Origin of the sequence: Demequina sp. NBRC 110053, assembly GCF_002090095.1 — a bacterium.
Taxonomy (GTDB): Bacteria; Actinomycetota; Actinomycetes; order Actinomycetales; family Demequinaceae; genus Demequina.
In genome coordinates this window covers 1,023,348-1,045,309 of the sequence record NZ_BBRJ01000002.1, presented here as the reverse complement: position 1 = coordinate 1,045,309, position 21,962 = coordinate 1,023,348, and the positions used below count along the sequence as shown (strand labels likewise).

At 70.7% G+C, this 21,962-nt stretch carries 24 protein-coding genes and 1 riboswitch; of the genes, 13 read left to right on the top strand and 11 right to left on the bottom strand.

All coding sequences use genetic code 11. From position 1 onward, the window contains the following. The first annotated feature begins 11 nt into the window (after positions 1 to 11). Entirely contained in the window at positions 12 to 269 is a 258-nt protein-coding gene (locus B7K22_RS04970; protein ID WP_084038881.1) for a YkvA family protein, read from the top strand. A gap of 58 nt (positions 270 to 327) precedes the next feature. Then, complete coding sequence (locus tag B7K22_RS04965) at positions 328 to 1,062, top strand: flavodoxin family protein (RefSeq protein WP_084038879.1); 735 nt, start codon at positions 328 to 330, stop codon at positions 1,060 to 1,062. 36 nt (positions 1,063 to 1,098) lie between these two features. On the opposite strand, the gene B7K22_RS12200 is transcribed toward B7K22_RS04965, so the two are convergent. Both B7K22_RS12200 and B7K22_RS04960 read right to left on the bottom strand, forming a co-directional pair. Then, complete coding sequence (locus B7K22_RS12200; RefSeq protein ID WP_200807362.1) at positions 1,099 to 1,482, bottom strand: hypothetical protein; 384 nt, start codon at positions 1,480 to 1,482, stop codon at positions 1,099 to 1,101. Continuing rightward, on the bottom strand, positions 1,449 to 2,447 hold the full coding sequence (locus tag B7K22_RS04960) for an APC family permease (RefSeq protein ID WP_200807361.1): 999 nt from the start codon (positions 2,445 to 2,447) through the stop codon (positions 1,449 to 1,451). The genes B7K22_RS12200 and B7K22_RS04960 overlap by 34 nt, the downstream gene beginning before the upstream one ends. Before the next feature lie 68 nt (positions 2,448 to 2,515). On the opposite strand from B7K22_RS04960, the gene B7K22_RS04955 reads away from it, so the two are divergent. The 5 genes from B7K22_RS04955 to araA all read left to right on the top strand — a co-directional run bounded on the left by B7K22_RS04955 (position 2,516) and on the right by araA (position 8,934). Continuing rightward, on the top strand, positions 2,516 to 3,307 hold the full coding sequence (locus B7K22_RS04955) for a LamB/YcsF family protein (RefSeq protein WP_084038877.1): 792 nt from the start codon (positions 2,516 to 2,518) through the stop codon (positions 3,305 to 3,307). A gap of 61 nt (positions 3,308 to 3,368) precedes the next feature. Further along, positions 3,369 to 4,997, top strand: coding sequence for an urea amidolyase family protein (locus tag B7K22_RS04950; protein WP_159448762.1), 1,629 nt, complete (start codon positions 3,369 to 3,371; stop codon positions 4,995 to 4,997). 100 nt (positions 4,998 to 5,097) lie between these two features. Then, the gene (locus B7K22_RS04945) at positions 5,098 to 5,823 is read left to right on the top strand and encodes an L-ribulose-5-phosphate 4-epimerase (protein WP_084038873.1); all 726 of its coding nucleotides are present in this window, start codon (positions 5,098 to 5,100) and stop codon (positions 5,821 to 5,823) included. Next, a complete protein-coding gene (locus B7K22_RS04940) occupies positions 5,823 to 7,409 on the top strand; it encodes a xylulokinase (protein WP_084038871.1) in 1,587 nt (528 codons plus the stop codon). The genes B7K22_RS04945 and B7K22_RS04940 overlap by 1 nt, the downstream gene beginning before the upstream one ends. 25 nt (positions 7,410 to 7,434) lie before the next feature. Next, positions 7,435 to 8,934 (top strand): L-arabinose isomerase, encoded by a 1,500-nt coding sequence (gene araA, locus B7K22_RS04935; RefSeq protein WP_084038869.1) that lies wholly within the window; start codon positions 7,435 to 7,437, stop codon positions 8,932 to 8,934. Positions 8,935 to 8,976: 42 nt separating this feature from the next. Here araA and B7K22_RS04930 read toward each other — a convergent pair whose 3' ends face one another. Beyond that, a complete protein-coding gene (locus B7K22_RS04930; RefSeq protein WP_371327653.1) occupies positions 8,977 to 11,034 on the bottom strand; it encodes a BCCT family transporter in 2,058 nt (685 codons plus the stop codon). Between the two features lie 113 nt (positions 11,035 to 11,147). After that, positions 11,148 to 12,353, bottom strand: a complete 1,206-nt coding sequence (locus B7K22_RS04925) for a low temperature requirement protein A (protein WP_084038867.1) — start codon at positions 12,351 to 12,353, stop codon at positions 11,148 to 11,150. A gap of 112 nt (positions 12,354 to 12,465) precedes the next feature. On the opposite strand from B7K22_RS04925, the gene B7K22_RS04920 reads away from it, so the two are divergent. Then, entirely contained in the window at positions 12,466 to 13,233 is a 768-nt protein-coding gene (locus tag B7K22_RS04920; RefSeq protein WP_234983316.1) for a siderophore-interacting protein, read from the top strand. A gap of 139 nt (positions 13,234 to 13,372) precedes the next feature. Here B7K22_RS04920 and B7K22_RS04915 read toward each other — a convergent pair whose 3' ends face one another. Genes B7K22_RS04915 through B7K22_RS04905 form a run of 3 tightly spaced genes read right to left on the bottom strand, consistent with a single transcriptional unit; the run spans position 13,373 to position 15,123 of the window. Further along, positions 13,373 to 13,666 (bottom strand): hypothetical protein, encoded by a 294-nt coding sequence (locus tag B7K22_RS04915; RefSeq protein WP_084038863.1) that lies wholly within the window; start codon positions 13,664 to 13,666, stop codon positions 13,373 to 13,375. 9 nt (positions 13,667 to 13,675) lie between these two features. Continuing rightward, positions 13,676 to 14,725, bottom strand: a complete 1,050-nt coding sequence (locus tag B7K22_RS04910) for a permease prefix domain 1-containing protein (RefSeq protein ID WP_084038861.1) — start codon at positions 14,723 to 14,725, stop codon at positions 13,676 to 13,678. Beyond that, on the bottom strand, positions 14,722 to 15,123 hold the full coding sequence (locus tag B7K22_RS04905; RefSeq protein ID WP_371327652.1) for a PadR family transcriptional regulator: 402 nt from the start codon (positions 15,121 to 15,123) through the stop codon (positions 14,722 to 14,724). Before B7K22_RS04905 ends, B7K22_RS04910 begins: the two co-directional genes overlap by 4 nt. Positions 15,124 to 15,330: 207 nt before the next feature. Here B7K22_RS04905 and B7K22_RS04900 point away from each other — a divergent pair, with 207 nt between their 5' ends. Both B7K22_RS04900 and B7K22_RS04895 read left to right on the top strand, forming a co-directional pair. Beyond that, on the top strand, positions 15,331 to 15,525 hold the full coding sequence (locus B7K22_RS04900; protein ID WP_084038859.1) for a hypothetical protein: 195 nt from the start codon (positions 15,331 to 15,333) through the stop codon (positions 15,523 to 15,525). Between the two features lie 10 nt (positions 15,526 to 15,535). Further along, positions 15,536 to 16,135 (top strand): TetR/AcrR family transcriptional regulator, encoded by a 600-nt coding sequence (locus B7K22_RS04895; RefSeq protein ID WP_084038857.1) that lies wholly within the window; start codon positions 15,536 to 15,538, stop codon positions 16,133 to 16,135. 8 nt (positions 16,136 to 16,143) lie between these two features. On the opposite strand, the gene B7K22_RS04890 is transcribed toward B7K22_RS04895, so the two are convergent. Continuing rightward, positions 16,144 to 16,995, bottom strand: a complete 852-nt coding sequence (locus tag B7K22_RS04890) for an aldo/keto reductase (protein ID WP_144276238.1) — start codon at positions 16,993 to 16,995, stop codon at positions 16,144 to 16,146. Positions 16,996 to 17,086: 91 nt separating this feature from the next. Beyond that, positions 17,087 to 17,201: riboswitch (SAM riboswitch) on the top strand. Positions 17,202 to 17,216: 15 nt separating this feature from the next. Here B7K22_RS04890 and B7K22_RS04885 point away from each other — a divergent pair. Then, on the top strand, positions 17,217 to 17,618 hold the full coding sequence (locus tag B7K22_RS04885; protein WP_084038853.1) for a hypothetical protein: 402 nt from the start codon (positions 17,217 to 17,219) through the stop codon (positions 17,616 to 17,618). A 22-nt stretch (positions 17,619 to 17,640) separates the two neighbouring features. Here the strand turns inward: B7K22_RS04885 and B7K22_RS04880 are convergent, their stop codons facing one another. After that, positions 17,641 to 19,008 (bottom strand): MFS transporter, encoded by a 1,368-nt coding sequence (locus B7K22_RS04880; protein ID WP_084038851.1) that lies wholly within the window; start codon positions 19,006 to 19,008, stop codon positions 17,641 to 17,643. 204 nt (positions 19,009 to 19,212) lie between these two features. On the opposite strand from B7K22_RS04880, the gene B7K22_RS04875 reads away from it, so the two are divergent. Together B7K22_RS04875 and B7K22_RS04870 are read left to right on the top strand one after the other, a co-directional pair. Next, positions 19,213 to 19,917, top strand: a complete 705-nt coding sequence (locus B7K22_RS04875; protein WP_234983315.1) for a GPP34 family phosphoprotein — start codon at positions 19,213 to 19,215, stop codon at positions 19,915 to 19,917. Positions 19,918 to 19,977: 60 nt separating this feature from the next. Next, on the top strand, positions 19,978 to 20,424 hold the full coding sequence (locus B7K22_RS04870) for a GNAT family N-acetyltransferase (RefSeq protein WP_084038849.1): 447 nt from the start codon (positions 19,978 to 19,980) through the stop codon (positions 20,422 to 20,424). Here B7K22_RS04870 and B7K22_RS04865 read toward each other — a convergent pair whose 3' ends face one another. Both B7K22_RS04865 and B7K22_RS04860 read right to left on the bottom strand, forming a co-directional pair. Beyond that, positions 20,425 to 20,796: a VOC family protein gene (locus B7K22_RS04865; RefSeq protein WP_084038847.1), complete on the bottom strand. Its 372-nt coding sequence runs from the start codon at positions 20,794 to 20,796 to the stop codon at positions 20,425 to 20,427. A gap of 107 nt (positions 20,797 to 20,903) precedes the next feature. Beyond that, positions 20,904 to 21,872, bottom strand: coding sequence for a YafY family protein (locus B7K22_RS04860; RefSeq protein ID WP_084038845.1), 969 nt, complete (start codon positions 21,870 to 21,872; stop codon positions 20,904 to 20,906). Positions 21,873 to 21,962: the final 90 nt, after the last annotated feature.

Sequence of the window (21,962 nt, the reverse complement as noted above, 5' to 3'; positions counted from 1 at the left end):
GGAGGTGTCCCATGTGGTGGAAGTTCTTCCAGGCGGTGCGACGCGGCGAGCACAAGCTCGCGCCCACGACGTGGCTGACGGCCGTCGCCGCGGTGATCTACACGCTCAGCCCCGTCGACCTGATCCCGGAGCTTCTGCTCGGTCCGCTCGGCTTCATCGACGACCTGGGCCTGTGGGGCGTGGTGGTGATGCTCGCCACGCGCGAGAAGAACGAGTGGGAGGCGCGGCTCAGCCAGCAGGCGTCCTACGTGGACGTCACCCCCCGCTAGCTGTCGCCCTCGGAATAGGCGGGGCCCGGCCAGTGTCGCACCGGGAGGAGGTGCGACGATGACCGACACAGCACAGCAGCACGACTTCACCGGCCTGAAGGCCGTGTTCGTGAACTGCACACTCAAGCCCAACCCGGCGCTCAGCAACACGCAGGGGCTCATGGAGGACTCCGTGCGCATCATGCAGGGTCAGGGCGTCGAGGTGGACCAGATCCGGCTGGTGGACTACGACGTGCCGCCCGGCGTCTACCCAGATATGCGCGAGGACGTCCCCGGTGGAGGGCTCGACCACGACGACTTCCCCGACCTGTCCCGCCGCATCCTCGCGGCGGACATCTTGGTGGTCGGCACGCCCATCTGGCTGGGTGAGAAGTCATCGATCGCGACCAGGCTGATCGAGCGCCTGTACGGCTTGTCGGGCGAGACCAATGACCGCGGTCAGTTCCTCTTCTACGGCCGCACTGCAGGCGTGATCGTCACCGGCAACGAGGATGGCGTGAAGCACATCTCGATGAACGTCCTGTACTCGCTCCAGCACCTCGGCTACGCCATCCCTCCCAACGCAGATGCGGGCTGGATCGGTCCCATCGGCCCGGGGCCGTCGTACCTCGACGAAGGCTCGGGGGGGCCCGAGACCGAGTTCACCCAGCGCAACATCACCTTTCAAGCATGGAACCTCATGCACACGGCCGCGTGGCTCAAGTCCCGCGGCGGGTTCCCGTCGGGCGGCAACTCGACCGAGGCATGGACGGACGGGGAGCGGTTCGGCCACCCCAACCCCGAGTACCGCTAGCAGCGCCGATGCGCGTGCCGGGTCGGGCGCGCTCGGTCAGTCCGCGTCGCTCTCCGCGGAAGACGACTCGTGCTCGCCGGATCCATTGGAGTCGCGCTCGGGGTGCCGCCTGAGGTACCAGGCCTCGTACGCGAAGACCGCGGCGGCGGCGCCGTAGGCGCCCGCGATCATCCACGGTGACTCCATCCCTCGCAGGACGGTGAAGGCGAGGAGGACCACCGCGTCGGCCGCGATCGCGGCGATGATGATGCCGGGCTTGGGATCTACCTCGCTGCGCAGGCGTCGCAGCACGCCCCAGTGGATGACGATGTCCATGATGAGGTAGAAGACGATGCCGACGGCGGCGATCTGGGACAGGTCGAGGCTCACGGCGAGCAGCGCGGCCGTCACGCCCAGGTAGACCAGGATGTGGTGGCGCACGTCCCCTGGCATCCCGAGGTGGCGGTGGGGATCATCCGCATGTCCGTGACCATGGTCAGCATCCGTGACACGGCGAACATGGACGAGATCAGGCCGGTGAGGCACGCCACCACGGCGACCGCGACGGTGGCGATCACGCCGACGTCGCCGAGCGCAGGCCGCGCGGCCTCCGCGAGCGAGAAGTCCTGGGCTTCGACGATCTCGTCGACGCTGAGGGAGGAGCCGGCCCCGATGGCGACCACCACGTAGACGACCGCGCAGATCGCGAGCGAGATCCAGATCGCGCGTCCCACGTTGCGGGCCGGATCGCGGAGCTCGGAGCCGTCATTGGTGATGGTCGTGAAGCCCTTGTACGCCAGCACGGCGAGTCCTGTGGCAGCGAGGAAGCCTCCGGCACTGGCGCCGGCGGTCAGGCCCTCCGACCCTGCCTCGTACGAGCCGCCCGCTGCGACGATCGCCGCCACTGCGAGCAGCCCGATGCCGCCGATCTTGACGATCGCGCCGCCCGTCTGCAGCCAGCCGATCGCCTCGTTGCGGGCCAGATTGATCGCGACCGCCGCGGTGATCGCCACCGCGGCGAGGACCGGGATCAGCCAGCCGGCGCCAATCCCTAGCGGTTCCACGATGTAGGTGCCGAACGTGCGCGCCACCAGTGCCTCGTTGAGGACCATCGACAGCGCCATCAGCATGGCCGAACCGGCGGCCACCGTCGAGCGGCCGTAGGCCTGGGTGAGGATCATCGCGATGCCACCTGCGTCGGGATGCTTGCGGGTGACTTTGACGTACGAATAGGCGCCCAGGGCGGCGACCCCCGCGGCCGCGAGGAACGCGAGGGGGAACATCGGACCGGCGAGACCCGCGACCTGGCCGGTGAGGGCGAACATCCCGGCGCCCACCATCACTCCGGTGCCCATCGCCACGGCTCCCTTGAGGCTCAGCGATCCCTCGCGATACTCGGCAGCCATGTCTCGTGTGACGCGCTCGCGGCCCCGGGCATTCCTGTGCCCGACCTCCCGCGCGCTACCTTGGGCGCATGAGGATCGACCTCAACGCGGATCTGGGCGAGGGCTTCGGGCGGTGGAGCCTGACCGACGACGCCGGGCTGCTCGAATCGGTGTCCAGTGCGAACGTCGCGTGCGGCTTCCACGGCGGCGACCCGCTCACCATGCGCACCGTGTGCGCCGATGCGGCGGCCGCCGGTGTGGCGATCGGCGCCCAGGTCTCCTACCGGGATCTGGCGGGCTTCGGGCGGCGGGCGATGGACGTTCCGGCCTCCGAGCTCGCGGCCGAGGTCGCCTACCAGATCGGCGCGCTCGACGTGTTCGCGGCGGGTGCTGGCGGCGGCGTGGAGTACGTGAAGCCGCACGGCGCGCTCTACAACCGCGTGGTCACCGATGTCGAGCAGGCCAAGGCCGTCGTCGACGGCGCGCTGCTCGCGTCGACGGCGCTGGGCTACGCGCTGCCGGTGCTCGGCCTGCCGGGATCCGCCGTGCTGCGGCTCGCTGCGGCGGCCGGGCTGCCGGCTGTCGCCGAGGCGTTCCCGGACCGCGCGTATCTGTCCGATGGAACCTTGGTTCCGCGCTCGAGTGAAGGGGCGCTCGTCGACAGCGCCGATGCGGTGGTCGACCGGGCGGTCGCGATGGCGACGGGCGGCACGGTCACCGCCCTCGATGGCACGCCGCTGACCATCGAGGCGCAGTCGCTGTGCGTCCACGGCGACTCGCCCGATGCGGTCCAGGTGGCCGCGCGGGTGCGAGCCGCGCTTGCCGACGCCGGCGTGGCGGTCGAGCCATTCGCGCCGGTCGACGGCGGCGACGCCGGGTGAGCGCGGCTGGCCGTGGCCCGCTCGGCTCAAGCGCGGGGCCAGACGTGGCGAGGCCTCTGCGGTGACGGACGTGCGGATGGTCGGCGCCGGTGCGCTGCTCGTGGACGGGCTCGACGCCGGCCAGGTGACGGCCTTCGCGCGACGGCTGCGATCCCTGTCGGGCGGCGACTGGACGGCGCGCGAGGTCGTGCCGGGGGCGACGACGGTGCTCGTGGACGGCATCGACGGGTTCGAGCCGGGCGCGCTCGCGGCGGAGATCGCAGGGTGGGACCTCGCCCCGGTGCCGGCCGACGATGGCCCGGTCGTGACGGTGCCCGTCGTCTTCGACGGTCCCGACCTCGAGGATGTCGCGCGCCTCTGGGACGTGAGCTCCGACGAGGTGGTCGCGCGGCTGCTCGCCACCGAGCAGCGCGTCGCGTTCAGCGGGTTCGCACCGGGGTTCGCGTACCTGGCGGGTCTGCCTGCTGCGTGGCGAGTGCCGCGCCGCGAGTCGCCGCGCACGCGGGTGCCAGCGGGCGCCCTCGGGCTCGCCGGCACCTACGCGGGCATCTACCCCCGTGCCTCTCCCGGCGGCTGGCAGCTCGTCGGGCGAGCCGTGGACGCGGTGCTGTGGGACGAGCGGCGCGACCCGCCGGCGCTGCTCGCTCCGGGGACCCGCGTGCGGTTCGTCGAGGCATCGGGGGCACGCGACCGAGCCGAGCTCGCAGATGAACCGGATGACGGCGGCGAGAACCGTGCGGAGACGGCGTCGGGCCTGAGCAGTTCGCCTGTGAGTTCGGGGCGGGCCGGAGGTGGGAGCGCCATCGAGGTGGTCCGCGCCGGAGCGCTCACCACCGTGCAGGATCAGGGCCGCGGCGGTCATGCGCACCTGGGGGTGCCGAGGTCGGGAGCGGCAGACGCGCCCGCCGCCGCCCGGGCGAACGCGCTCGTGGGCAATGATCCCGACATCGCCGTGCTCGAGAGCACCCTCGACGGGTGCGCGCTCCGCGTCGGCGGCTCCGCCGTCGTGGCGGTGACCGGCGCCCGCGCGCCGGTGTGGGTGGGTGATGTTCCTGCTCCCCACGGCGCTCCGATCCGACTGGCTGCAGGACAGCTCCTGGAGGTGGGAGCCGCGGCCGATGGCCTGCGCACCTACGTCGCGATTCGAGGCGGGATCGCCGTCGAGCCCGTGCTGGGCAGCCGGTCGACGGACGTCCTGTCCGGCCTCGGGCCGGAGCCGTTGCGCGACGGTGCGAGCGTGCCCACCGGACCGGCCCCGCCGCTCGATGACGACGCCTTCGCCGCACTGCGCTCCATCGCGGTCTCCGGCTCGGACGCCGACCGCGCCAGCGCAACGGCTGTGGAACTGGACTTCACGTGGGGCCCCCGCGAGGAGTGGTTCGCCGCCGAGGCCCGCAGGACGCTGACGGGTAGCGCATACACGGTGACCGGCGACTCCAACCGAGTAGGAGTGAGGCTCGCCGGCGAGCCGCTCGCCCGGGCGCGCGAGGACGAGCTGCCGAGCGAGGGGATGGTGCTCGGCGCGATCCAGGTCCCTCCCAGCGGCATGCCCGTCATCTTCCTCGCTGATCACCCGACCACGGGCGGGTACCCGGCGATCGGCGTCCTCACGCAGGAATCCGTCGCGCGCGCCGCTCAACTGCGCCCTGGGGAGGCGGTCACGTTCGCGCCGCGCCCTGGCAGGCTCTGAGTGCCCAGAGCCGGCACGCCCCGGCACTCAGAACCTCGCAGGGCGCACGGCGGCGGGAGTGGGGTGGACGCGCTCAGCCATGAACGTTAACATTCAGCCCATGACCGATCTCGACGGCGCGATTCAGAAGGTCCGCGAGGATGTCGCGGCCCTGCATGCGGAGCTCGTGCGCTACCACCTCATCGTGTGGACCGGCGGCAACGTCTCCGGCAGAGTGCGGGTGGGAGACGACCCCAGCGCCGACCTCTTCGTCATCAAGCCCTCGGGCGTCTCGTACGACGACCTGGCACCGGAGAACATGATCCTGTGCGACCTCGACGGCAACGTCGTCCCTGGCAGCGAAGGCTCTGAGCGGAGCCCCTCCTCCGACACCGCCGCGCACGCCTACGTGTACCGCCACATGCCCGAGGTGGGCGGCGTGGTGCACACGCACAGCACGTACGGCGTCGCCTGGGCCGCCCGCGGCGAGGAGATCCCCTGCGTGATCACCGCGATGGCCGACGAGTTCGGCGGCCCCATCCCCGTGGGCCCATTCGCGATCATCGGCGACGACTCGATCGGCCGCGGCATCGTCGAGACCCTGCGGGGCCACCGCTCGCGCGGCGTGCTCATGCAGAACCACGGCCCGTTCACGATCGGCGCGAGTGCGAAGGACGCCGTCAAGGCCGCCGTCATGCTCGAGGACGTGGCTCGCACGGTCCACATCGCGAAGCAGGGCGGCGACCTCATCCCCATCCCGCAGGAGGCGATCGACGCCCTCTACGCGCGCTACCAGAACGTGTACGGCCAGGCCTCGGACGACCGCCGCGACGACGAGACTGCCTGATGAGCGCCGATGCGCTGGCTGGGGGCCGCACGAGCCTGGGCATCGAGCTCGGGTCGACGAGGATCAAGGCCTGTCTGATCGACGCCGACACTGCGGAGGTGCTCGCCGTCGGCTCGCACGCGTGGGAGAACCAGTACGTCGACGGGCTGTGGACGTACGCGCTCGAGGACGTATGGACCGGGCTCCAGGCCGCCTACGCCGCGCTCGTCGCGGACGCCGAGGCGAGGCACGGCGTCGCCCCGACCACCTATGGCGCCATCGGCGTCAGCGCGATGATGCACGGCTACCTGGCCTTCGACGCGGACGGCGAGTTGCTGACCCCCTTCCGCACCTGGCGGAACACCAGCACCGGCACGGCCGCATCGGCCCTCACGGACGCCCTCGGCGTCAACATTCCGCTGCGCTGGTCGATCGCCCACGTGCACCAGGCGGTCATCGACGGCGAACCTCACGTGCCGCACGTCGACCACATCACGACCCTCGCCGGGTACGTGCACTGGCGGCTCACGGGCGAGAAGGTGCTGGGGGTCGGCGACGCGTCCGGCATGTTCCCCATCGACTCTGCGACGCGCGACTACGACGCCGCGATGCTCGACGCCTACGACACGCTCGCCGCGGGTCGCGTCGACGTGCGCGCGCTGCTGCCACATGTGCGCGTCGCCGGCGAGGAGGCCGGCAGCCTCACCGCCGAGGGCGCAGCACTGCTCGACCCCACGGGCTCGCTGCGGGCCGGGGTGCCGCTCGCGCCGCCCGAGGGCGACGCCGGCACCGGCATGGTCGCGACCAACGCCGTCGCGCCGCGCACCGGGAACGTGTCCGCCGGCACGTCGATCTTCGCCATGGTCGTGCTCGAGAAGGCGCTCGCGAACGTCCACGAGGAGCTCGACCTCGTCACCACGCCAGTTGGGGACGCGGTCGCCATGGTGCACTGCAACAACGGTGCCTCCGAGCTGGGCGCCTGGGCGGCGCTGTTCGGCGAGTTCGCCGCGGCGAGCGGACAGCCGGCCGATGCGGACGCCGTCTTCCGTACGCTGCTCACCCAGGCGCTCGAAGCCGAGGCGGACGCCGGCGGCATCCTCGCCTTCAACACGCTCGCAGGCGAACCCATCGCCGACCTGCCCGAGGGCCGACCGCTGATCGTCCGCACGCCCGACAGCCGGCTCACGCTCGCGAACCTCATGCGAGCTCAGGTCTATGGCATGTTCGGCACGCTGAGCCTCGGCATGGAGGTGCTCGCGGGCGAGGGCGTCGCCGTGGACAGGATGGTCGCCCACGGCGGCATCTTCCGCACAGCCGGTGTCGCGCAGCGGTTCCTCGCCGCCGCCGTGGGTGCACCCGTCGCCGTGGGCGACACCGCAGCCGAGGGCGGCGCTTGGGGCATGGCGGTGCTCGCGGCGTTCCGCGCCGCCAAGGTCGACGGCTCCGGCGGATCCGACCTCCCCACCTACCTCGACAGCACGGTCTTCGCGGACGCCGCCGTGTCCATCGTCGACCCCGATCCGGCCGACGTGGCCGGGTACGCCACCTACCTGGACCGCTACCGCGCGGGGCTCGAGATCGAGCGCGCCGCGGCATCGGCCCTCTGACGCGTCACACCCAAGGAGAGCCCTCATGCCCCAGCCCACGCTCGAGCAGTACGAGATCTGGTTCGTCACCGGCAGCCAGAACCTCTACGGCGAGGAGACCCTGCGCCAGGTCGCCGAGCAGTCGCAGGAGGTCGTCGCCGGCCTGGACGGGCTGCCCGTCAGGGTCGTGTGGAAGCCGGTCCTCAAGGACACTGAGTCCATCCGCAGGCTCGCGCTCGAGGTCAATGCGCGCGACGACGTGATCGGCGTGATCGCGTGGATGCACACGTTTAGCCCCGCCAAGATGTGGATCACGGGCCTCGACGCGCTCGCCAAGCCGCTGCTGCACCTCCACACGCAGGCGAACGTCGAGCTCCCGTGGGAGGACATCGACTTCGACTTCATGAACCTCAACCAGGCGGCGCACGGCGACCGCGAGTTCGGCTACATCCAGTCCAGGATGGCGATCCCGCGCAAGACCGTGGTGGGCCACGTGTCCAACCCCGCGGTGGTCGCCAGGATCGACTCCTGGCAGCGCGCGTGTGCCGGCTGGGCCGCGGTGCGCACGCTCAAGCTCGCGCGCTTCGGCGACAACATGCGTCAGGTCGCGGTTACCGAGGGCGACAAGACGGAGGCGGAGATCCGCCTGGGCGTGCAGGTCAACACCTGGAGCGTCAACGAGCTGGTCGACGCCGTCGAGGCCGCGACCGACGACCAGGTGGACGCGCTCATCGAGGACTACCTCGCGAGCTACGAGGTCGCCGAGGAGCTGCTGCCCGACGGCGATCGCCACCAGTCGCTGCGCGACGCCGCGGCCATCGAGGTGGGACTTCGCTCCTTCCTCGAGGGCGGCGGCTTCCACGCCTTCACGGATTCGTTCGAGGATCTGGGCGGGCTCAAGCAGCTGCCGGGACTCGCGGTGCAGCGCCTCATGGCGGAGGGCTACGGCTTTGGCGCCGAGGGCGACTGGAAGACCGCGATCCTCGTCCGTGTCGCGAACGTCATGGGCGCGGGGCTGCCGGGCGGCGCGAGCCTCATGGAGGACTACACCTACGACCTCGTCCCGGGCGAGGAGTGCATCCTGGGCGCTCACATGCTCGAGGTGTCGCCGTCGCTGTCGACCACGAAGGCGCGTCTCGAGATCCACCCGCTGGGCATCGGCGGCAAGGAGGACCCGGTGCGCCTGGTGTTCACCGCGGACCCTGGGCCGGCCCTGGTGGTTGCCATGTCCGACATGCGCGAGCGCTTCCGTCTGGTCGCCAACGTCGTCGAGAACGTCGAGGCGCCCGACCTGCCGCAGCTGCCCGTGGGCCGCGCGGTGTGGAAGCCGGCGCCGGACTTCGCGACGAGCGCCGAGTGCTGGCTGACCGCCGGCGCCGCGCACCACACCGTCATGACCACCGCGGTGGGCATCGAGGTGTTCCGCGACTTCGCGGAGATCGCGCAGATCGAGCTGCTCGAGATCGATGAGGACACCACCGCGCGCGGCTTCCGTGATCAGGTGCGCTGGAACAAGGCGTACTACCGCCTCGCGCAGGGGCTGTAGCAGGTCCCGACTGCCAGGGCGCCCGGCGGTCGCGCGTCACTCCTAGGAGTCGGGCTCCTCCGGCAGCGGCCGCACGATCTGGTCGGTGTGCAGGGTCTCGTAGGTGGGCGCCTGCTCCTGCTCGTCCGCGCTCGGCGGCACGCCGCCCTCGTCAGGTCCGGGCGAGACGGGGATCTCCGGCCCCGGCGACACGTCGGCGTGCGGGGGCGTGTCGCGGGGCGGCGCCGATGCGCCGGCTGGGTCCTCGGTCGACGTCGCGTTCGAGTCTGACGCAGCCTCGGCGGAGGCCGCGTCCCACGCCTGCGCCTCGGCGCTCCCGGGAGCACCGCCGGAGGCGCCGGCGGCCGCGCCCGCTCCGGCCGTGACGTACGCGTCGCGGCCGACCTCGCCCGCTCCAGTGGCGCCGTCGGAGGGCGAGCCTGCCCGCGCATCGGCGTCCTTCCTGCGCCTGCCTGGCAGGTGCCAGCGGCCGGGATGCGGAAGGGGTGTCTTGGCGCCCTCGACGTCGATCAGCGCGTCGGTGGACCTCTCGAGGCCGTAGGACTCGCCGATGGACTCGGTGATGTGCGTGACGAACTCCTCGCGGTTCGATCGCAGGAAGGCGCTGTGCTCGCGCCTGAATGCCTTGATGGTCGCGAGACACATCCCGATCATGACGATCGAGAACGGCAGCGCCGTGATGATCGCGGCCGTCTGCAGGGCTGACAGCCCTCCCGACAGCAGCAGCGCGATGGCCACGAGCGCCGTCGTGCACGCCCAGAACACGCGGATCCAGCGCTTGGGACTCTCGTCGCCTCCGGTCGTCAGCATCGACAGCACCAGCGACCCAGAGTCCGAGCTCGTGACGAAGAAGACCGCGATGAGGATCATCGCGCCGATCGCGAGCAGCGTCCCTCCAGGCAGCAGGTCGAGCATGAAGAACAGCGAGCCGTTGTAGTCGACCGAGCCGTCCGGCAGCAGCACGCCGCCGCCCTCGTACAGCTCGGCGTACAGCGCCGTGCCGCCCATCACCGAGAACCACAGCATGGTGATCAGAGTCGGCACCAGCAGGATCCCCCATACGAACTCGCGCACCGTGCGGCCCTTGGACACGCGCGCGATGAACACGCCCACGAAGGGGGCCCATGAGATCCACCAGCCCCAATAGAAGGTGGTCCAGCTCGCCTGCCACTCCTCGCCGGCGGCTCCCTGGAACGCGGAGACGTTGAACGCCAGCCCGATGAACTCCTGGATGTACGCGCCGATGGACTGGACGAACTCGCGCATGAGGAACGCCGTGGGTCCGGCGAACAACACGAACAGCAGCAGGAACAGCGCGAGTGCGAGGTTGATGTTGGACAGCCACTTCATGCCGCGCTGCAGCCCCGTGACGAGCGAGAAGATGGTCACGATCGTGATGCAGATGATGAGGATGATCTGGGTGCGAGTGGTCGGCTCGGCGATGTCGACCGATTCGAGACCGGACGAGATCTGGAGCACGCCGAGGCCGAGGGAGGTGGCGACTCCGAAGAGGGTGCCGACGACGGCCGTGACGTCGATCGCGTTGCCCCATCCGCCCTTGATGCGCTTGCCCAGCAGCGGCTCGAGGGCGTAGCGGATCGATACCGGCCGCCCGCGGCGATGGACGGCGTAGGCGATCGCGAGGCCGACGACGATGTAGATCGCCCAGGCGTGGATGCCCCAATGGAGGAACGTCTGCGCCATGGCCTGCTGGGCGAGTCGCTCCGGGGTGCCGGTGACGCCGGGGCGGGGGTCGGCGTAGTGGGCGAGCGGCTCTGACACGCCATAGAACACCAGGCCGATGCCCATTCCGGCGGCGAACAGCAGCGCGAACCAGGAGAACATCGAGAACTGCGGCCTGTCGTCGTCGCGCCCCAGCTTGATGTTGCCGAACTTGCTGAAGCCCATGACGAGCGCGAACACGACGAAGAAGGCCGCGATCAGCACGTAGTACCAGCCGAACGAGTTGATGATGCCGGACTGGATGGCGTCGAAGAAGCTCTCGGCCGCGGTGGGCGCGATGATCGCGAACGCGCAGAAGCTCAGGATGATCGCCGCCGACGGCCAGAACACCCACTTCGCGAGCGTCGAACGGGTCATCGATGTGCTGGCTGTGGTCGTTGGCGTGGTCTCGCTCATTGATGTCCTCCGCTGTCCACGCTAGCGGTACGAGGGGCTTCGGGCGCGGTGGGCGAGCCGAGGCGCCCTCCGGGTCAGGCGGCGCCCTCGCCGTGCGCGTCGGCCTCCACGGCGACCGGCTCCCGGTGGCGGGTGGCCGGAGTCAGCCATCCGACGAAGGCGAGCACGACCACGGCCGCGGCGACCGCGACCGTCGGGTCGAGGAGGGGAAGCCACAGGGTTCCGAGCGCGAAGAACGCTGCGGAGCCTGCGAGCCAGTGCCAGGTGGCGCCGGCGAGCCTCATGAGCACCGCTGCGGTGGCGGCGAACAGCGCCGCGCCAGCGCTGATCAGCAGCGCCGCCGCCTCGCTGGCCTCCTCGTTCTCGAGCGCGATCACCGCCTCCTCGTTCCCTGCCGCCACCAGGATGATGCCCATGAGCAGCGGCAGGTGGAGGTACGTGTAGGAGTCGCGGGCGATGTCGGCCTTGCGTCGAGGCTCGGCCTCCTCGAGGGCCTCCTCCAGCGACGGCCCCACGTCCTTGAAGTACGGCCACCACAGCGCGACGGCGACGAGCACGCCGAGCAGGCCGAGCGCGACCAGCTCCGGCGTGGGGTCGATCTTCGCGGCCGCGATGCCGACGGCGAGCACGGACTCGCCGAGCGCGAGGATCACCAGCAGGTCGAATCGCTCGGCGAAGTGCGAGCCCGACTGCACCCGCCAGCCTGGGCCTCGCACGGACAGGATCCACGTGGCGACCACATCGAGGGCGACGGTGCCGGCCCACCACCACAGCCGCTGATCGGGCGGCAGCAGGGCGCCGACGAACAGCAGCAGCGCCGCCGGCAGCCACGCCGCCGTGGTGAGCATGATCTGGCGCCGCAGCTTCCGGTCCTCGCGGGCTCCCCACAGGTACACGGCACCGTGGACCACGCGGATCACCACGTAGAACGCTGCGAAGGCCATGGGCGCGAACGAACCGCCGTCGGCCTCCCAGATGCCTCGTATGGTCAGGGCGATGCCGAACACCGCGACCATGGCGATGATAAAGCCGGCAAGGGGCAGGCCCCGGTCAGCGCGCATGACGTTGCCCAGCCAGGTCCACGCGATCCACACCCACCACAGCACGGCGAGAACGACCAGGCCCTCGGCGACCGCTCTCCACGAGTGCTCGCTCGCGATCCAGCTGGTGACCTGGATGAACGCGTACACGTACACCACGTCGAAGAGCAGCTCCATCGTGGTGACACGGTGGTCCTCGTCGGTGATGTGGGCCGTGAGGGACCAGCGTCTGGGACTCATGCCTGCAGACTATGCCGCTCCGCAGTGGCGAGGGCGTGCGGCGTGGCCTGGCGAGCCGCATCGCCCGAGAGCCCAGCGGTGCCGCAAGGATGCGAGTGCCTATCATGATCGGGTGTCTGCACCCCAGCGCCCTCCCCGCCCCACCCGCACCGTCTCCGTTCTCCGCAAGGAGATGGTCAGCCCCACGATGGTTCGCATCATCGCTGGCGGCCCTGCGATCGACGAGCTCCCGCCGCTGAGCTACACGGATCACTACATCAAGATCATCTTCGGCGACGTGACACGGACGTACACCATTCGCTGGCTCGATCACGAGGCGCGCGAGATGGCGCTCGACTTCGTGATCCACGGCGACGAGGGGCTGGCCGGCCCGTGGGCGCGCGACGCGAAGGCTGGCGCCGAGATCAGCTTCAAGGGGCCCGGTGGAGCGTGGGCCCCACGCGGCGACGCCCAGGTGCACCTGCTCGTGGGCGACGACTCCGCCCTGCCGGCCATCGCTGCCGCGCTCGAGGCGCTGCCGAGCCACGCGCGCGCCGAGGTGTTCCTCGAGGTGCCCGACGCCGCGTCCCGTCAGGAACTCCCCGTGACCGACAACACGATCGTCCACTGGGTCGAGCGCGACGCCCACGGCCTGGGGTACGGCGAGGCCCTCACCTACGCCGTGCAGACCGCCGACTTCCCCGACGGCGACCTCGAGGCGTTCGTGCACGGCAACGCGGACATGATCAAGCCGCTGCGCCATTACCTGTTCAACGAGCGAGGCGTGCCCCGCGAGCACGTGTCGATCTCCGGGTACTGGCGCACTGGCATGAACGAGGACGGCTGGCAGTCCTCCAAGGGCGAGTTCGTCGCGGCGATGGAGGCCGAGCAGGACTCGTAGGTCGCCGCCCTGGTGGTCGATTCTCGCTCGCCTACCGCCCCTACGTGCGCGAATTGGGCCCAACTCGCGCACCTAACGCGCTAGATGAGCGAGAACCGACCACCACGCTGAGGGCCGATGCGCGGGGCGGGTCGCGCTGCTAGACGAGGCCCGGCAGCGGCGACAGGAGGAGGATCGCGGCCAGCGCCCACGCGCCGTAGACCGGCAGTAGCCCTGTCTGCCAGCGTGCGAGCGCGTGTGCCGCGCCCGGTCGGGAGCGCAGCAGGCGCACCAGCAGCCAAGCCGTGACGGCCAGGTTGACCAGCAGGATCAGGTTGACTCCAAGCACCGTCACACGGTTGAGGGTCCAGCCGCCGTCGTCGATGCGGCTGACGATGTTGACGAGGGCGATCGCGTCGATCGTCAGGGCGCCGGCGACGAGCGCGAGCTGCACCCGCTCGAATCACCCGGCTCGCGCACCGTCGGGCCGCGCGGTGAGGCTGTAGAGGATCAGGCCGACGGCGATGATCAGCACGCCGTCGCAGATCAGCAGCGTGTCGCGGTCAAGGGCGCCGGGCGAACCGCCCACCAGCACCACGACCACCAGCGCCGCGAAGGTCAGCGCGAACAGCGGCGTGAACACGCGGGCAAGCACGGGAGCCATGTTCTCGATGACGGACTGCTTGGACTCTACGAGCCACGCGGCGATCACGACGGCGCCCGCCGCGGCGATCGGCAGGATCCACGACTCCACGACGTGAGCGGCGTCCACACCCGCCGCGCTCGAGACGCCGAGGGTGACGGCGGTCAGGACGCCGCCGCCGATCGCGAGCAGCGCCATGTAGATCACCCACTCGCCGGTGAAGCGCACCGCGTCCATGCGTCCGTCGACGGTGCGCCAGCGGTCGCCCGTGTACGCGAGCAGCACCACCAGCCAGGTGAGGATCGGGACGTGCAAGGCGGTCACGACGAGTGCGTCGGAACCCGTCGTGAGCGGGATCGCGTTGGCGGCGGCCGCGACCACGGCGAAGCACACCAGGGTGGCCGCGAGCACGCCGCGCGATGGCGGGCGCCTCCACAGCAGGTACGCGATGAGGGCGGCGAAGCCGATCAGCGAGACGTTGCGAAGCCAGAACTCCTCCGACGCGTCCACCGCGACGGTAAGACGTGCGAGCAGGCCTCCCGCGACCGCGAAGGCGACGGCCGCGAGGCCCCCGGCCCGCGCATCGGCCGGGCGCGAAGGCGCGCCGCCGAGGACCAGCTGCTTCCACAGCCGCCGCGAGTTCTCCTGGGCGAACTCATGCGCGATCGCGTCCTGGCTGCCCAGGCGTTTGACGGCGACGAGGAAGGCCTCCTCCTCGGACAGGCCTGCCGCGGTGAGCGCCTCGATGTGGCCGCGAAGGTGATCCTCGAGCTCGTCGACATCGCGCCCGTCAACGGCGCCACGACGCTCCATGTGGCCTCGCCACAGCGCCACCTGGTCGTCGAGCGAGGACAGCTCCGGCGCGCTCACGCGCGGGCTCCCGCGGGGCCGGCCGACCGCAGCTCGACGCGCGCCTTGTCCCAGGCCGCCTCGAGCGCCGCCGCGACCGTCGACCACTGCGCGCGGTGCTGGGCGATCGCGCCACGCCCGGGATCGGTGAGCGCGTAGTACTTGCGGCGCCTGCCGGTCTCGGACGCGCCCCAGCGGCTGTCGACCAGGCCCTGCCGCTCGAGGCGGTGCAGCAGCGGGTACAGCAGGCCGTCGGTCCATTCGAGCTCGCCCCCGGACAGCTCGCCCACGCGCTTGATGATCGCGTAGCCGTAGCTGTCTCCCTCGGCGAGGATGCTCAGCACCAGTGGCGCGGCGCTGGCCGCCACGAGGTCCTTGGGGATGTCTATGGGTCGCCTCCTTCTGGGACGCGGCAGCATCCCTCGAGGAAGTATGCATAGCAGTTCTAGGTATGTCAATGCGGAACGGGTTGCGCGGGGAGTCGAGCGGGGCGTCGCATTCCTGAGCGGCTGCGCAAGAACGAACGGTCGTGCTATTTTTTGCGCATGGCTCATGGACCCACCACCGCCTCGCATACGTCCACCGCGCAGGCACCAGTACGACCGCAGGACGCCCCGACAGGGGCCGTGCCCCGAGTCACGAGGCTCGACCCTTCATCTGCCCGGCCCGAGCGCGGCGACCTCGGACGCCGACCGCGCCGAGGGATCATCGCGCGGAGTCTCGACCGCCTCACCCGCCGCTGGACGCTGGACCTGTACGACGTCGATCTCCAGCTGGACCCGGCGGAGATCGACGCGGATCTGCGCCGCGGCTGGCACTAGGCTCGCGCCCATGCGGACCACCCAGCCACGCAAGGGAACCGTGACTCGAGCCGCAGTGCTCGCGCATGGACTGGACATCGCGAGCGAGCTCGGTCTCGAGTCGCTCACGATCGGCACCCTGGCCGACCGCGCCGGAATGTCGAAGTCCGGGCTGTACGCCCATTTCGCGTCGAAGGAGGACCTGCAGTGCGCCGTGCTGGACGCAGGTGCGGATCGGTTCATCGACGCGGTGATGGTGCCCGCGCTGCGAGCCCCGCGCGGGCTGCCGCGCATCGAGGCCATCCAGCGCCTGTGGATGCAGTGGGAGACCGACGTGCTTCCGGGGGGATGCCCCTTCATCGCCGCCGCATCCGACTACGACGACCGCGAGGGGCCGGTGCGTGACCGCACCGCTCACCACATCGGACGGATGGTGGCCGCGGTCGAGCGCGCGGCCGGGATCGCCATCGACGAGGGGCACTTTCGTGCCGACCTGGACCTGGCGCAGTACGCGTTCGAGATGTGGTGCGTGATCGTGGGCTACCACCAGCACGCGCGCATGTTGCGCCGCCCGGACGCCGCCTCGCGCGCCCTGACTGCCCTGGAGGAGCTGAACGCACGCGCGGCGTGAGCCCTCGCCTACATCTCCTCGTGCGTGTTCGGATCGCCGCCGAAGAGGCGGCCATCCTCACGGTGCAGGGCGCTGATGGCGTCCATCTCCTCCTGGGTGAGCTCGAAGCCGAACACGTCGAGGTTGTCCGCCTGTCGCTCGGGAGTGGCTGACTTGGGCAGCGGCACGCTGCCCAGCTGGACCTGCCACCGCAGGATCGCCTGGGCGGGCGTGACCGCGTGGGCCGCAGACGCATCGGCGACCGCGGACTCCTCGAACGGAGCCTGCCGCTTGCCCAGCGGCGACCATGATTGCGTCAGGATTCCGCGGTCGGCATGCACTGCGCGCATGTGCTCCTGGGTGAAGTAGGGGTGCAGCTCGATCTGGTTGATGGCCGGGGTGACGCCGGTGTCGTCGACGATGTCGCTCAGGTGATCCGCCGTGAAGTTCGAGACCCCGATGGTCCGCACCACGCCCCGTCGCTGCAGCTCGACCAGGCCGCGCCACGCGTCTCGATACTTGCCTGTGATGGGGTTGGGCCAGTGGATCAGCAGCACGTCGATCCGGTCGAGGCCCAGTCGCTCCAGCGACTCCATTCCCGAGTCGAGCGCGGACTCGTAGTCGTGATGGCGCCCGGGCAGCTTGGTCTGGACGGTGAGCTGGTCGCGGTCCACGCCGTTGGCCTTCAGCCAGTCGCGCGCGGCCTTGCCGACCTCCGCCTCGTTGCCGTAGTTCACGGCCGAGTCGAGCAGCCGGTAGCCGGTGTCCAGCGCCGAGGTGATCGCGTCATGCGCCTCATCGCCCTTGAGGGGGTAGGTGCCGAAGCCGATCGCCGGGATGTCATGGCCGTCGTTGAGGGTCAGTGCAGGAGTCGTCATGATCCCAACCTACGCCCGATCGAAAAGGGCCGATGCGGCTGCGGGGCTCGCGGGATTGCGGCGGCTGTCAGGGGCCCGCGATACGGTGTGGGCGGATCAAGAAGTGCGGCCCCAAGCCCTCCGGCTGGCCGCCTGGCAACCGCGACCCGTTCACGGTGCCCCCGGAGGAAGATCCGCCCGTCGTCGACCGGCGCCGGGAAGCACGGACGTCAGGAGAACTCGCCATGAGCACGACCCAGCCCGCTATCGAGACCTTGCCCATCGCCACCCAGGTCCACCGACTGCCGTGGTGGCCAGAGGGGCCGCGCCAGCCGCAGCCGGGACTGCGCACCGTCGTCGCCGCCGGCGTGGGGGTCACCGTGCAGGAGCCGTTCGGACGACGGTTGCCGTGGCCGGGCGGGCAGGGTCTCGCTCTCACCGTCGGCCAGGTCGTCTGGGCCGTCTGGACCGACCGCCTGCTCGCAGGAACGATCCCAGGCGCCACTGCGATTTGCACGGACCCCGAGTGCAGGCTCCCGCTGTACCGACGGCATGAGGACGGTCGTACGGAGCTCGACGGGCGCGTTCACGGTCCGCACTTCGCCGTGTTCGACGGCCTCGTGCTCCCTGGGACTGACCTGCCCTGAGCGCGCGAGGGCCGGCGGATCGTCACAGCCGCCGGCCCTCGCGCAGCGCCTGACGAATCGGCGGGACCACCTGGCCCCGGGCAGCCATCTCCTGGCGCGTGCGCCGCCGCGCGCTGAGAATGCCGATCACGCCCATGAGCCACGGCACCGCCATGGCCGCGAGCGCGATCCGGTAGTCGTCCAGGCCGTACTGCGAGCCGCTCGGCGAGACCAGTTGGAGCACCGCGCCCACCAGGGCGATCGACAGCACGGTGGCCGCGAAGCCGCCGATGTTCACGAAGCCCGTCGCCGTGCCGAGTCGGCCCTGCACTCCGAACGTGCGCGCATAGTCCATGCCCACCAGCGCCGCCGGGTTGCACAGGCCTAGCACCACGACGAGCGCGGCGAGGTGCCACAGCGGGCGAGGCTCCGCCGGAATCAGCACCGTCGCCCACGCCAGCGCCATCGCCGTCGCGGTCCCGAGGCTCAGCCACGAGCGTCGCAGCGGGTGCCTGGCCGTGAGTGCGCCGATGATCGGCGCGCTCACCAGGTTGGTGACCACGAGCAAGGTGAGCAGGCCAGAGGCCTGCGCTGCGCTGAGCCCCTGACCCTGCACGAAGAACGGCACGCCCCACAGGAAGGCGACGGTGTTCGCGGGAAACAGCCCCGTCCAATGAGTCCAGAAGCCCAGCCTCACCCCAGGGGCGCGGACGGCGTCCCAAACGGTGACCGGCGCATCGGTCCTCTGGGGGGACGAGGCACGACCAGCCGGAGCGACCTCTCCCGACGCGCCCGGCACCGACGGCACGGCGTGGTGCCCATCATCGCTCAAGGGCATGCGGATCTGCCACAGTGCGATCGCCGCCGCGGCGATCCCGAGCGCGGCGAGGATCGAGAACGCGGCGCTCCACCCGCTCTCGTGGAGCAGCCACGCGACCGGGATGGCGCTCGCGATCTGCCCCACCTGGCCGAGCATCCCCACCATCTGCACCATGAGCGGAGCCCTGCGCGGCGGGAACCACTCCGAGACCAGGCGCGTCGCGGCGATGAAGACGGGAGCATCGCCAGCGCCTATGAGTGCGCGCGCGGCGATCGCCCACCACAGGTTGTCGGCGAGAGCGAGTGCCAGCTGGCCCACCCCCATCATCAGCGACCCGAAAGCGAGCATGCGGCGGGGTCCGAACCGATCGAGCAGCACCCCGGCCGGGAGCTGCAGCGAGGCGTAGACGCTGATCTGCACCACCGACAGCATCGACAGCCCGATCGCCTCGACCCCGAACCTGTCGAGCGCCTCGACCCCCGCGACACCCAGGGACGTGCGCTGCACGACCGCGACGAGGTAGATGAACGATGCGGCGGCAGGGATGGCCCACGCGGCACGCGGGGTGCTGCGCGTGGTGGTCGTGGCCATGGCCTCAGGCTAGTTGGCGTGGGCGGGGCTCCAGGTTCTCGGCCCGGCGCGTGGCCGTGCGTCCCCAGTCGCGAGCGGCGTGCCACCGGGCGTTCCCCCATGCGGCGGCGCGTGCGGTCACTCCCGGGAAGGACGCGAGGGCGCACGCCGCTCCCGTACCGTGGCGAGGTGAGCGGCGATACTCGTCGCGCCTGGAGGGCAGCGGTGACAAGCAGTGAGGTCGGCGGGCGCGACCACGGCGAGCCCACCATCGCCGAGGATCTGATGCTCGTCCTCTTCGAACCGCGCACTGGGCACATCCACGGAGAGGGCACATTGTTCTATCCGCTCGCCGGCGCGATCCTGTCGGAGCTCGCGCTCGACGAGAGGATCGCGCTCGACCAGTCGCGCTCGGCGCTGTCGGCTGCCGTGACCGCGTCGGGTGAGCCGCCAGCGGACCCGCTTCTCCAGGACACGTGGGACCGCATCGCCGCGAAGCCCCAGAGGGTTCACACCCTGCTCGCCGCGGTAGGCCCGAGCCTGCGCACGCCCGTGCTCGACCGACTGGTCGAGAACGGTCATGTGACGCGGAGCAAGGGACGCTTCCTCAAGATCTTCCCCACGACCACGCTCGCGGACGGCGGCACCGGCAGACGCCAGGTGCTCATGGAGCAGCTCAGGCCCGTCTTCGTCGACGGCGTCGAGCCGAACCCCCGCATCGCGGTGATCGGCGCGCTGCTGTCCGCGAACGGCTCCCTGTATGCGCTCCACCGGGAGATTCCCTGGTCGGGGGACGTTCACCGCCGGGGCAAGCAGCTCGAGAAGGGCGACTGGGGTGCACAAGGCGTCGGACGCGCCGTCGGGCTCGCGGCTGCGACCGTCGCGCTGACGTCCGTGACCTCGGCCGCCGCCATCGCCTCGACGAGCTGACCCGGCGAGCGCGAGCGCGGAAGCGGACCGCAAGCGGGTGCGTCGACGTACGGTGTTGGCATGGCCCTCGCTCTCATCGACATCACGCCCGACAATCTGGACCGAGCCGTCGCGCTGCCGCCGGCCCCGGGTGAGCGGTCGACGGTCGCGCCGGTGGTGTACTCGCTCGCCGAGGCCTACGTGACGCCCACCGCGTGGCCGCGGCTCATCGTCGACGGCGACCAGGTGGTGGGCTTCGTGATGGCGAACTGGGATCCCGACAACGAGTATGAGGCGTTCAGGGCCGGCATCTGGCGGCTCAACGTCGCGGACGAGGCGCGCGGCCGGGGCGTGGGCCGCTTCGCGGTCGAGCAGGTGGTCGACGAGGCGCGTCGCCGAGGGGTCGGGCGCATCACGGTGCTGTGGGAGCCCGGCGATGACGGGCCCGAGGAGTTCTACCTCAAGTGTGGCTTCGTGCGCACGGGGGAGGAGCTGTTCGGGGAGGTCGTGGGCGTGCGCGAGGTGTGATCAGCCCTCGCCCACGTCGGTGGTGCCCTCGTACAGCCCGATGACGTTGCCGTCCGGGTCCGTCATGACGGCCCACCAGCTGGTCTCGGTGATCTCCGACTTCTCCATCACGACGGTCGCGCCGTGCTCCTTGGCGAGTGCCAGGGTGTCGTCGATGGAGTCCACCTCGACGTAGCTGCGCGGCTGGGCGAAGTCCTCCGAGCGCGGTGCGAGCCCTCCTCCGCTGATCGTGTTGGGAGCCTGCCACATCGGATACCCCTCGAAGCCGGGCGGCGCGGAGATCTGCCAGCCGAACAGCGTGGAGTAGAACGCCTTCGCCCGCTCCATGTCGGACACGGGGATGTCGATGTGAGTGATGTCGCCGTGGGCCATGCTGGTCTCCTCTACGTGCGTGCGGACCAGTTCAGTATGGAGCGTGGGGAGCGCCGATGCGTGGGCTGGCTTCCGTGCGGACGCAGGCCAGCAGACTTCCGAGCCCGTCAGGAGCGCGAGCAGGCAAGGCGGCTCCGCAGCTCGTCGACGGCATCGGCGAGCTCCTTCGGGTGCACTGCCGTCACGGGGGCCGTGAGCGCGATCCGCGCGATGGCGAGCACCAGCCATTGGCGGTCGTCGCCGCGCACCTCGATCACGCTCGAGCGGCGCCCGGTCTCCTTGATGGTGTGGTCCACCCAGAGCAGCGCGTCGGAGATCTCCTCTGCAGCGGTGGCGACGGCGATGGTTCCAGTGTGCGCACGCGGCATCGCGTTCAGTGCGTTCGCCACGAAGGCCGAGGCGTCGCCGCCCGGGACGTCACGAGGCGAGAACCGCCCTCCCGTGGGTTGCGGGCTGCGGATCCGGTCGACGCGGAACGTACGCCAGTCGGCTCGGTCGTGATCCCACGCCACCAGGTACCAGCGTTCCTGTGCGCTCACGAGCTGATGCGGATGGACCAGACGCCGACTGACGTCGCCCTCGCGAGATCGGTACTCCAGGCGAATGGCCTCGCGGTCCCGGCAGGCTGCGGCGAGCACGCTGAGCGCCTCTGGATCGGCGAGAAACTGTCGGGTGACGACGGCCGCGGGTGCGAGGCTCACCTGAAGCGCCTCGACCCGTCGCCGCAACCGGTGGGGAAGCAGCTGCTCGATCGTGGCGAGCGCCCGCACCGCGGCGTCCTCGATGCCGTGTACGGCGACTTGGGACGCGTGGCGAAGGCCGACGGCGACGGCGACGGCCTCTTCGTCATCGAGGACGAGTGGCGGCAGGTGGGCGCCCGACTCGAGCCGGTAGCCGCCGTGCTTGCCCGATGTCGCGCTGATCGGGTAGCCGAGCGCCCGGAGCCTGTCGACGTCACGGCGCACGGTCCGGCCGGTGATCTCGAGGCGTCGAGCGAGCTCGACTCCGCTCCAGAACCGGTGAGTCTGGAGGAGCGACAGGAGCTGGAGAGCGCGGCCCGTGGGGTCCTTCGGCATCTGCCAACTCTGCCACCACTTGAGGACCGATGCTGTCCGCAATGCTTCCTACGGTCGGCCTAGCCGGGCGACCGTTCATGTCGTCAGGCG